We start from the raw sequence: 10,968 nt of genomic DNA, 5'->3' as shown, positions 1-10,968 counted from the left end.
GAACATTGATTAACTTTTTGATGAACACCGTACCTGTTTCCTTTACCCGATCCATGCTCACCTTGGCCGTCGCACTCGTGGCCGGTCTGGCGCCTGTCAGCCATGGTCTGGCGCAGCCGACCACCGCGTTCGCGGTCAACATCAACGGTGAGGCACAGCCCCCCGAACGTGGTCAGCTGCTGCTGCAGGAGCAGATCGCCCGGGGGGCCGCCAACACGCCGCAACTTCAGTCCGTGCTGCGCGAGACGCTGATTAATCAGACCGTGATGGCGCAGGCGGCGGTGAAGGCTGGCCTGGACCAGCAGCCGCAGGTCCGGGCCAGGCTCGATCTGGCGCGTCAAAATGCCCTGGCACAAGCGTGGCAACAGCAGACCCTGCAAGGCGTTCAGCCCTCGGACGCCGAGCTGCAGGCTGAATATCAACGCCAGGTTCTGGCCCTGGGCACCGAGGAAGTGCGGCTGCGCCATGTGCTGGTAGCCGACGAAAAGCAGGCGCAGGAGGTGTATGCGCAGATTAAGGGTGGCGCCCCGTTCGCGCCGGTGGTTGCGCAGTTTTCCAGCGATGCAGCTACGCGCGAGTCGGGCGGTCTGACCGAATGGATACCGATGGGCGTGCTCTCTCCGGCGGTGGTGAAGGTGCTACAGGGACTGGAGAAAGGGCAACTTGCCGCCGGGCCCGTGGAAACTGCCGCTGGCTGGCAGGTGCTGCGTCTGGAAGAGCGGCGCGCCTTCGTCGCGCCCGCGATAGACAAGGTCAAACCCCAGCTGCTCCAAGCCCTTGCCAAAAAAACGCTGCAAGCTCAGCTCAGGGCACTGCGAGAGAGTGCCAAGGTGGATTGACATCTCCGTGAGCTTCCCGTTGACATCCTTCCCTCCCAAAAGGACGGGGATTTCCACTGCTGCCTGGCCGCCAAGGCGGTGCTAGCGCACGCCGCGAAGGTGGGCAAGCCCCTGGTGATGGAGAAGCTGGACTTCAGCCGGCGCAAGCAGGAGCTGGCCAGCACCAAGGACAAGCTCGACCAGGCGCGCCAGTCGCGGGCGCTCTCGAGCTTCGCCTACTCTGGCATCGTGCAGGCGCTGCAGAGCAACGCACTGCTGATGCAGGTGCCCAGTATCGAAGTGAATCCCGCGTACACGTCCGTCATCGGGCGGGTGAAGTACGCCAAGCCCCTTGGCGTCTCAGTACATCAGGCCGCGGCGAAGGCCATCGCGCTTCGCGGCATCGGCTTTGGAGAAGCCGCGCCCAGGCGCTCACCCAGACCAAGATGGCCAAGTCCGTCCTGGACGCCGGGTGGAGCGCGTTTCGAAGCGTGCGGCGCCTGCGGCGCGCACCACCACCGAGACGTGAACAGCGCGCTCGTGATTCGGGCGCGCGGGCTGGCCTGGTTGGAGAAGGAGTTTTCCACGGCGGGGGAGGCGAGAGCCGAGGAACCCGTCGTGAATGAGCGCGGGCCTTCAGGCCTGTGCGCGGTCGGGCATGACCGTCCAGTTGTGGGAATCCCCGTCCTTTAGGGCGGGGAGGATGTCAACGAATACCCGTGAGGAATCGTTCGAGGCATGAGTGGTCGCACTGGGCAAAAGTCCGCTACAAGGTTCAAGGAACCCTTGCAGGGTGGCATCGGTTGCGAAGACTCGCAGCCCTTGAAGCTGCACAGGTGGTCAACGCCGCCTGTGCCGCCTCAAGAGGTCAAACCGATGCCGGTGCGGTGAGATCCCGTCCTCCGAATCGTCAGCGCAACCGTTCTGCTGGCGTCGATGGAACAGTTGTCCATTGAATTTGAACGGCTCAGTCGAGAGATTCAGTACCGGAGTTTGACCTCCGGGAACCGCTCGCTGAATTTATTCAGCGTCACACAGTACGTGTGCTGATCGACCTGGAGGTGCTCTTTGCTCCGGGTCCTAATCAGGACCGCATAGTGTGGCGCAAACTGAACCTCTCTATCAGGGGTTTTCTTTCCTTTCCATTTGAAAATGAAGTTCTGCGGGACGTGCAGGAAGACGTCTCGGCCCTTCCAGCGGGTAGGGGTCAGGCCAATATCGAAGTGCTTTCCTCCGCACTCTAATTCGAAGATAGGTCCTTGGATCCTCGTGACTGAAATGTCTCCGAACTTGAGCAGTTCTGGATTGAGAGGTCTGCCGCCAACTAAGTCGTAGACCACCATCACCCGGTTGGGGAAGACGGCCTCCAGACTGAGTGCTGCGTAGCTGCGGTATTCGTGCCGTTCGCGCTCGGGCATGGTGTCGATGATTGCATCGTGGCTCTCGGCATCGTCAAGGAAAGTGCGGGTGTTACTCGTCGCCAAAAATGGCCTCCTTCAGGTCTTTGAAACTGCCCTGAACGCTGTTGGCGCGAGAGCGTCCTTGGCCAGTAGGTCGTCGAACATTCGAACCTGGGCAGTCCCTCGCGCCATCGCGACTCGACAGTTCACAACGTCCTCCTGCCCATCTCGATCGAGCCGCGCCACCACTTGCGTGAAGAGTGTCGGCGTTGTCGGAGCCTTGACGACGAGCATGGCGTCGATCTCCACCCCGTCGCCCAGGCTCACCAGGCGCTCCTCGGCGATGCGCTGGTACAGCTTCAGGTGGGCAGGGTCGAGTTGATACTTGATCCGGGGTGTAGATCACCTTGGCCAGGTTGGCTCGCACATCGCGACGCAGCACCCGGGAGGTCTGCACCTTCATGTTCTGTGCGAGCAGCTTGAGGTTCATCCACTCGTCGACGTTGCCGTAACCGTCAGTTCAACCTGTACCAGGATGGCGAGTTAAGCAACTGAGACAAACAGACGGACCAGTGACTCAAGCCCTGTTGCAATGAGAGTTCATGAGAGACGTCGTCCTTGTCCTTCGCCGTGCTGCCCTCGGCACTGAGGTCACCGAAGTGGTCAAGTCGATAGATTCGGTCTGAAAGGCTCGGTAGCGCGGCGCGAAGTGCAATTCGGAGTCTCTCGGAGGCCACCAATATGAGTCGGTAATGATTGAGCGTCATCAGTTGTGACGACAGGATGTCGAGATAGGCGTCAGGCGCTGCGATGCATGCTTGGTCAACTGCGACATTGGGGAGAAGCGTTGAGAGCAATGTGGTCGCCACTTCGCTCGGCAAGCTGTGTTCAGTGCCTTCAAACACCACAAGCACACGCGTGCCTTGCCTCGCCGGTGGCAGAGACGGGAGACGGAATGTGCCGCCGTTGTTAGCAGTGGGAGAAGTCTGGATGGGCATGGCGCAGAGTGCTGAGTGAGGTTTGTGGCTTGCAATCTGATCGCCAGTTTATACTGATAAAAATAGTTTATGATATTTTAAATGACAATTTGGCTCAAAAGTTGTCAGTTTTCACATGCAGTGAGCGAGAGGCATGATCTGGCATTGGGGCCGAAGGTGAACGCGGCGGCCCGCTTAAGCTCGAACGTGAAGAAGGCCACTCGAGGTGGCCGTCTGTGTGGGATCGCATTGGTCTGAGCGCTATTGCACTTTGTTGACATCCTCCCCGCCCTGAAGGACGGGGATTCCCACAACTGGACGGTCATGCCCGACCGCGCACAGGCCTGAAGGCCCGTGCTCATTCACGACGGGTTCCTCGGCTCTCGCCTCCCCCACCGTGGAAAATTCGTTCTCCAGCCAAGCCAACCCTCGCGCTCGAATCACGAGCGCGCTGTTCACGTCTCGGTGGTGGTGAGCGCCGCAGGCGCCGCACGCCCAACTCCGTTCGCTTAGGCCCGCCAGGCCCTTCGGTCCGGTGCGCGCGCCACAGGCGCTGCACTCCTGCGTGGAGAACTTCTCGTCAACCTCCTTGAACCACACGCCTGCGTCATCGCACTTGTACTGCAGCATGGTTCGAAACGCACTCCACCCGGCGTCCAGGACGGACTTGGCCATCCTGGTCTGGGTGAGCGCCTGGGCGTTGACGTTGCCCACGAAGACCGCCTGGTGCATGCGCACCAGATCGGTCGAGAGTTTGTGCAGGTGGTCCCTCCTGCGGTTCGCAATCTTGGCGTGGATGGCCTTCACGCGTTGCTTGCGGCCGGCGCGCTGCGCTACCGCCAGCCGGGGCTCCAGGTCGCGGTAGAAGCGCTGGGCGGGGACCCGCTCACCCTCGCTGGTGGTCAGCAGGTCCTTCAGCCCCAGGTCGATGCCCACGGCGTCGACCTTGACCTCAGCCGCAGGGCGAGGCAGCGTCTCCTTCTTCACCTTGACGCACACGTTGAGATACCAGCGACCGCGACTATCTTCGCAGAGGTTGCCCGCGCCGAGCTCGTAGTCGGCCAGGCCGTAGCTGTCCCACAGGGAGAGCTTCATCCCCTGGAAGGACACCTGGCCGGCCTTGTAGCTCAGCGAGCGGGCCTTGAATGGAATCCAACCCAAGCTGCGCCGGGAACCGCGAGAGACGCGCCAGCGCAGTTTCACGCGCTTGGCGGCCCGGCGCTTCTTGGCGAACTCCTCGGAGACCTCCTGGAACACGGCCGATCCAATGCTCAGGCCCTCCTTGGAGGCGCCTCGGGTGTACGGGCTGAAGTCGAAGCCGCTCATGAAGCGGCGTTCGCGTTCCCAGACCTTGAACGAAAGCTCGTTGCAGTAATTCCAGACGAAGTTCACGTCAGCCGCCATCTTCAGAAGTTGGGCGGTGTGCCTGTCCTTGAGCCGAAGGTGCAGCACGCGCGTGGCGTGCGGTCTTTCGTGCGAAGGGCGACAGGAGCGTTTGGGCATTCCTGTGTCTAAGCACCGCTTTTAGCCCTCTATTGAGAAAGCAGTTCGCGCCATTCCTCCCGGACCTGAAGGACCGGGAGGAATGGCGTTTTGTGATGACGCTCCTTGCGCGACGCCCTGAAAGCGCGGTTCGTGGTGGCGTCTAAAAGTACGCGGGAACGAAGAAGGTGGTATTGCCGTAGTAGCTGCGCAGAAGATAGGTGCCCGCCCCGGTGCGCCAGACAGTGCCATCCCGGCGAAGGGCCAGCGTGGTCTGCTCGGTGCTGGCGATGCTCACTACGTTGTCCAGACCCGGAACCAGGGTGAAACTCAATGCTTCTTCCCTATCGCCCAAGCCCAGTGCGCTGCTCGTGGTGTTGATACCGGGGGAGCCGGCAGCATACAGACGACCGTCATTGCCGATGACGAAGCTCTGGCGACTCGTTGCGAACACATCTGATGCGCCGGAGAAAACAGGCTGGAAATCGAATCGGTACTCGACCTTGCTCCCGATGCCGAGTTGCCCGTACTCGTTGTAACCGGCGCTCAATACCGTTCCGTCCGTTTTGAGAATAAGCGCATGGCGTCCGAGGCTGGCGACCTTTGCGACACCGGTCATGAAGGGCGTGTTCGTGTCGTACTGTGTTCCGCTGGGGGTCTCTGGGTAATAAACGGTCCCTCGATAGTAGAGATTGCCGTTTGCGGCTCGGGCAAAAATGCCGCTATTCCAGATGGCACCGTCCACCACGGACTCTGGGAGAGGCCGATGAAACCAGTTGTTGTTTGCTGAGGTGCGACCGGCGCCCGTGCCAGTGCCCGAGCCCCACAAAGTGCCGTCTGATTTGATGACATAGGTTCTGAACCCATCCACGTAGACCTTGTTCACGCCATTGATGCTCAGCTGCGTCAGTGTGGAGACAGCATTGGTATTGCCTGTGCCGAGACCTCCATAGACGTTATTGCCACGTCCCCAGAGGGAGCCGTCAGCTTTAACCAGGAGCACCGCCGAACTGTTTTCCATCATTTCGACAAAGCTGTGTTGCGTCTGGGTAAATGTCTTGATAGAGCCGTTCGTGACGGGCAATGCCCCCATGGTCGATGCAGAGCCGCTACCAACGCCCCAGTTGCCGTCTCCACTGGCCACGTAGATGTTGCGGGTGATGGAAGCCCACATCTTGGAGGCCACAAGAGGCATCCAATCTGGAGTAAATCCCATCTGGAGACTGGTCGTACCTACGGTTGCAACGGGATAGGCGGTGCCAGGCGGTCCCTGGGTGATGCTGGCCAGGATGGCGCATGCTTCATTGGGCGCGAGCTGAGTGGAAGCCCGGCAAGGCTCTGCGCCGGTGGACGTAAAGAGGCTTTCTACCTGTTCCGCAGTTTGGCCCAGCGCGAAGTAGTCCTCCGCCGTGCGGAAGTAGGAGCCATCCACCGTGGCACCTTGTACCGCGACGGTCACGGGCTCAGGGCTGATGTTGCGAACGGACAAAAATGCTGAGCCGGGGTCCAGGAAGTTGGCTACAAAGCCAGCCGTAGACGAGCCGCTCACATTCATGGGTGTCGAAAAGGATGCGCCGGGAGCGCGAGCGATGGCAGCAATTACGATGGAGTCTTCAGCCGCCGGCTCGTCATCCGGAGCTTGCGCTTCGTCCGCTTCAGGCTCCATGTCCCAAGCTTCCGGGTCTCCCAGCGCCGCGCTCAAAGGTACTGTCGCGAGCGCGGCCACATTCAAGGGTGCATTTTCAAAAGTCGTAGCCTCAGACCTCTTGACGAGGACCGTGTAGCTGCCGGACTCACCAAAGCATTGCGAGTTGAGCTCGACGTACGCTTGCTTCAAAATGCCGGCGTGGCCAGGTGGCACCTTCTGATTGAAGGAGACGCAAGTTTCCCTGGTCGCCGCAGAGTCATGGGTGAAGAGCGCCTTGCCCGGTGCAATGGACCACTCGCCTTCGTCGGCGAATGCGTTCGACATGCCCGCGCCGTCGCCTTCGCGAGAGGCGACGGGAATGGATTTGAGGAAGTCGGTATCAACCATCTCCTGCAAGGATGAGGGATACATCCCTTTTTGCGCGAAGTACATGTCTGCCGCGCCCAGGAGCTGGTTGCCTTGGTTGATGAGTTTTGCGGCCTGAGCTTCGGCCATGCTCTTGGTGTAGGCGGACGCACCGTAGTAGAGCGTAGCCATCGCAAGAGCGCCGACGAGCGCCACGCTGAGGATGGTGATGAGCAAGGAGAACATTGGAGTAGCCCGAAATCTGATGAGTGGAGCCATGTATAGGCACCACTCCTCAAGTCGGCTTTACCGTCCTCCAACCGGAGCACCCCAGCCGTCCAAGGGCTGAGTAGATCTGTCCGCGAGCGACCAATCAAGGGTTATAGGTAATCGTGACAGTCCCCTGGCCGGTGTAATCCTCCCCAACGTGCAACGAGTGCTGTCCCTGAGGGATTCTTCCGAAAACAGTGTGGCTCTGGGTGCTGTTGTTTGCAGGGATCGAACCTGATAACACCGCACCTGTGGTGCCATCACCCCAGATCACGGTGCGATCAGGATTGATGAATATATTGAAGTTCATCGCTGGAGAGCCCGGCTTCTGAATCCGCAAGGTGCGGTTGGCGATGCTTCCGTTGATTTCTCCAAGGCTGATGGAATAGGCGCCGCCTTGGTCTATGGCGATGCAATCCACCGTGATATCGGCCGTGCTGTCCTTGTCGAGCGACATCAACTTGCTTTGGAACGTCAGCGGCTGATACGGCCCAAAGGCCAAGGCACCTGCGGTGACTTCGCAGGATCCGGCCCATAAAGCCGGCGTGCTCACACAAATTGCGGCTGTGATCGCTGCGCGGAGTGCATCTTTCAGACCGATGCGCAGGGCGCCTCGAGGGAGCTTTTGGTCGACACGGGTTGGGCAACGATGGGTCATGGCTTGGGGCTGGTACACGTCAAAGGCCCGAGCAAACCAGGGGAGCCATCTTTGCTCTCGGGGACATCCAGAATCAACAAGCAGCCATGCGAGCCGTTCCAGCGCACTTGAATCTGTTGGCGTGCACTGCTCAGATCGGTGAGCCAGACCTTGCCTCTGCGTCCTGTCAAAAACTCCGGGCCGTCCGGAAGCAAGCGCACGCGCGCACCAGCGGGCACTGCCTCACCATCCGGTTGCACCAGCGTCAGCAGCGCCTGGCGAGTGCGCCGCAAGTCGAACTTCACCAGCGCTCCACTGCGGGGGTACGGTGTCACCGGTTTGGTCGTTTCATGGACCTCCACGTTCAGCGGCAGGTCGATGGGGTCTATCTCGATTTGGTTGTTCAGCCAAGGCACCAGCCTGGGTATGAACGCCTTGCCATCTGCGTTGGTGTAGGCGACGACCTGGTTGCTGCGTTTCACGGGTACCCCCGGCACACCACCCACCTCGACGACTGCAAAGCTACCTTGGCCCACTGGTCGAGAGGCAAATGGCACGCCAGCCAGCCAGCCAACGGAGCCACGCCCGCCGAGGCGAAGTGCCCAATCACCACCTCTTCGCGTACTGGCATCCGCTGACAATTCAGCGTTGCTGGTGTTGTATTGCAACCCGGCTCTGGCTTGCGAACTGTCATGTTGTGAGGCTTCAATGTTCCAGCCAAGTCCGGGTCCAGCAGGAGGGTTGCGTTGCGCGGTGACCGTCGACGTCGTCGTGCCTTCGGAATTGCGCTCCACCCTGGCCGACGAACTCACGCCGTTCCCCAACGGGATGTGAACGCTGAAGGCCGCACGCCATTCGCGATCGTTGTCCAGCCGCTTATTCAGGGACAGGTGAAATCTCGCTCGTTGCCAGGCGGACCAACTCAACGAAGCGCCGACCGCTTCGACGGTCTCACCACTCCAGCGCAGTCTCTGCACGTAGTTCAAGCCGCCACTGAGCTTTCCTTGCAGCGTCCCGCCGACCCCCAGAAAGAGCGTCTCCCGTGGCCGCTGCCCCAGAACGTCGGCCGTGTGTGCCGAGGTCAGGAGCGCTTCGCCGAAAGGCGAGAAATCCCGACTGGCGCGCTCGTATTGCAATGAAATTCCCTTGCCTGCCGCTGACCGTTCTAGCCCGAACTGCATCATCTGGCCCGTCTCGGTTCCGCCGCCGGGAATCTTCTGGCTGGAGGTGGCCACGGCTAGTCGCGCGGCCGCCCAGTGACCGAGCAAACCATTCAAGTCGATGCCGGTGGCCTGGCGGTCTGGCTGGAGCTCAAGACGCACTTCGCCTGTCAAGTTGGGGTTGAGTCCCTGACGCCAGGTGATAGCGCCGAAAGGGTCCTTGTCGTAGCTGTCGCTGACGCCGTAGCCTCTGCGAAGCCATCCCGCCTCGAACGAATAGTCGGACAGGCCGGGTGCCAGAAGGCGAGGGGACTGGTAGTAGCTTTGCGTGACGACGGTTTCGCGTCCCAACAGGTCGCGGACGACCAGGTTGACTTCTCCCGCGCCGCTGGTCATGGGCACATTGGTCAGATCGAACGGCCCGGGTTGCACCGGCTGGCTGTAGCGTCTGGCGTTGTCGACGAGCACATCCACCGTGGAGGGAAGCGTGGCTTCGCCGGCGAGAGACAATTGGGGTGCAGTCACGAAGCCGGGGCGCATGGAGAAATCGCGCCCGAAGCGCACACCCGCATACCGCGCCGGCCTGCTCCATCCCCCACTGGCGCCCACGGTGTCGCCGACCACCACGGCGGCCATCCGATGGGGAAAGTCGTAGCGCCAGAACGAGTCGAGACGGTAGGCCTCGTTGGCGTGTCCGTCGTATCGCACGAGACCGGACGTGACGAAGCTGCCGAAGCCATTGAACAAGACCGCCTCCAAGGCCACGCCGCCGGTCGGCTGCGCCGCATTCTGCACCTGGGATACGGCGGCGTCGTAGTTGAGCAGGATGCCCGGCGGAGGCCTTGGCGGCGGCTCTGCCAACATGCCGCGATCGCCCAGCGTGGACGGGACGAATGCCTTGGCGGGCACGTTGATCTCAAGGCTTTGCGTCTTGGCGTTGAGATTCCAGTTCGCGCGGGTCACGTCGTTGAGCGCAAACGCTGGCGAGCCATCACCCAGGACACGGGACTTTTGCGGGGGCGCCAGCCGTGCTTCGGCCCAAGTGGTTGTAGGCAGCAGGAAGGTGCCGTCTGAATGGCGCTCGACCCTAGCCAGGGTTTTCAGGCGTTGTCCGTTGACAGACACATCGACGAACCACACCTTGACGTTGTCGCTGCCATTCTTTCTGCCGCTGCCGCTGCCGCTGCCGCTGCCGCTGCCGTTGCCGCTTGATAGGGCCACTCGGCGCGGCCGCACGGAAGGCGATTGCTGGTTGGCGGGCTCCACGCTAGAGACGCGTGTCTCATTGTCAGAACGCGTGAGGACGCCAGCAGCCGGTGCCGGTTGTTCGCTCCTGGCCAGTGGCGTTGCTACCAACACCACCACGGCCAATGCGAGCCGCAACTCAAAACCCCCCGGCCTCGGCCTTCAAGGTAGTCCCTTGCGCCGTTTCGATCTGGACACCCGAGGGCGTACCGATGCTGCCCGGGGATCGTGGCACCCGCCACTCACGTTCCGTCCCCACGAGTACTGTCTCGCCATTTTTCAAGGTGAGCATCTCCTGCCAACCGTCACCAGACAGCATCAACTTGTTGACTTTCACGCGGCGGGTTCCATCGTTCAGCACACGGATGCACGTGGCGGTCGCGCGAGGCGTGGGGGCTTTCAAATGGGTCTGGCCGGGGAGCGCCACGTCCGCAGTTTCGCTACCGGGGCAGGGTTTCCAGCGCAAAAGAGGGGCCGCCGTTCCCACGGGCGCGGCCAGCACCGGCAGGTCGTAGTTCGAACGAAAGCTAATCTGCATGCCCGGCACCACCTCGGCCGCATCTTTCTCGGCCGAGATGTCTTCAAGCTTCAGCCGATACGCCAGCTCATCGGTCGACGTCCTTGGCCCCCGAAAGGCCAAGCGGAACACCTGGCGTTCGCCCGGGCGTATTTCCACCAGAGGAGGCGTGACCAGGATGTCGTCCGTGTACTCGGTCACCGGGCGGCCGTTCAGATCCTGGGTCCAGCTCAGGACGTCTGCCTGCAAGCGCAGCGGCGAAGCTGCCTTGCTTGACAAGGAGATGGCCACGGAAGCAACGCGCTGCCGCGCGCTCAGCTCCACCACGACCGGTTGAATCAACACCTGGGCAGCTGCAACACCTACTGGAAGAACGAGTGCAGCGGCCCAGACGGTGACACAGAAAGGCGCCAACTCACGGACGCATGCCGTGCAACGCGCAAGGGAAAAGCGATACACGGCTGGGGTG

General features: G+C 61.3%; 10 protein-coding genes. 2 read left to right on the top strand and 8 right to left on the bottom strand.

From position 1 onward, the window contains the following. Positions 1-20: 20 nt before the first annotated feature. Both F9K07_RS20995 and F9K07_RS20990 read left to right on the top strand, forming a co-directional pair. On the top strand, positions 21-839 hold the full coding sequence (locus tag F9K07_RS20995; protein ID WP_159595271.1) for a peptidylprolyl isomerase: 819 nt from the start codon (positions 21-23) through the stop codon (positions 837-839). A gap of 99 nt (positions 840-938) precedes the next feature. Then, positions 939-1,511, top strand: coding sequence for a hypothetical protein (locus tag F9K07_RS20990; RefSeq protein ID WP_159595270.1), 573 nt, complete (start codon positions 939-941; stop codon positions 1,509-1,511). A gap of 287 nt (positions 1,512-1,798) precedes the next feature. On the opposite strand, the gene F9K07_RS20985 is transcribed toward F9K07_RS20990, so the two are convergent. From F9K07_RS20985 to F9K07_RS20950, 8 genes are all read right to left on the bottom strand, one after another. Beyond that, positions 1,799-2,302, bottom strand: a complete 504-nt coding sequence (locus F9K07_RS20985; protein ID WP_159595269.1) for a hypothetical protein — start codon at positions 2,300-2,302, stop codon at positions 1,799-1,801. A gap of 12 nt (positions 2,303-2,314) precedes the next feature. Next, the gene (locus tag F9K07_RS20980; RefSeq protein ID WP_159595268.1) at positions 2,315-2,545 is read right to left on the bottom strand and encodes a hypothetical protein; all 231 of its coding nucleotides are present in this window, start codon (positions 2,543-2,545) and stop codon (positions 2,315-2,317) included. Between the two features lie 188 nt (positions 2,546-2,733). After that, a complete protein-coding gene (locus F9K07_RS20975) occupies positions 2,734-3,216 on the bottom strand; it encodes a hypothetical protein (protein ID WP_159595267.1) in 483 nt (160 codons plus the stop codon). A gap of 240 nt (positions 3,217-3,456) precedes the next feature. Next, positions 3,457-4,698: an RNA-guided endonuclease InsQ/TnpB family protein gene (locus tag F9K07_RS20970; protein ID WP_201451458.1), complete on the bottom strand. Its 1,242-nt coding sequence runs from the start codon at positions 4,696-4,698 to the stop codon at positions 3,457-3,459. A 142-nt stretch (positions 4,699-4,840) separates the two neighbouring features. Beyond that, a complete protein-coding gene (locus tag F9K07_RS20965; protein ID WP_159595266.1) occupies positions 4,841-6,907 on the bottom strand; it encodes a hypothetical protein in 2,067 nt (688 codons plus the stop codon). Positions 6,908-7,043: 136 nt separating this feature from the next. Continuing rightward, positions 7,044-7,598, bottom strand: coding sequence for a Csu type fimbrial protein (locus F9K07_RS20960; RefSeq protein ID WP_159595265.1), 555 nt, complete (start codon positions 7,596-7,598; stop codon positions 7,044-7,046). After that, the gene (locus tag F9K07_RS20955) at positions 7,595-10,003 is read right to left on the bottom strand and encodes a fimbria/pilus outer membrane usher protein (protein WP_159595264.1); all 2,409 of its coding nucleotides are present in this window, start codon (positions 10,001-10,003) and stop codon (positions 7,595-7,597) included. The genes F9K07_RS20960 and F9K07_RS20955 overlap by 4 nt, the downstream gene beginning before the upstream one ends. Positions 10,004-10,121: 118 nt before the next feature. After that, a complete protein-coding gene (locus F9K07_RS20950; RefSeq protein ID WP_159595263.1) occupies positions 10,122-10,958 on the bottom strand; it encodes a fimbrial biogenesis chaperone in 837 nt (278 codons plus the stop codon). Between the last annotated feature and the right edge of the window lie 10 nt (positions 10,959-10,968).

It is taken from the genome of Hydrogenophaga sp. BPS33 (assembly GCF_009859475.1).
In the GTDB taxonomy this organism is placed as follows: domain Bacteria; phylum Pseudomonadota; class Gammaproteobacteria; order Burkholderiales; family Burkholderiaceae_C; genus Hydrogenophaga.
Note: the sequence above shows the minus strand (reverse complement) of the source record. Positions and strands in the feature narration are given on the sequence as shown.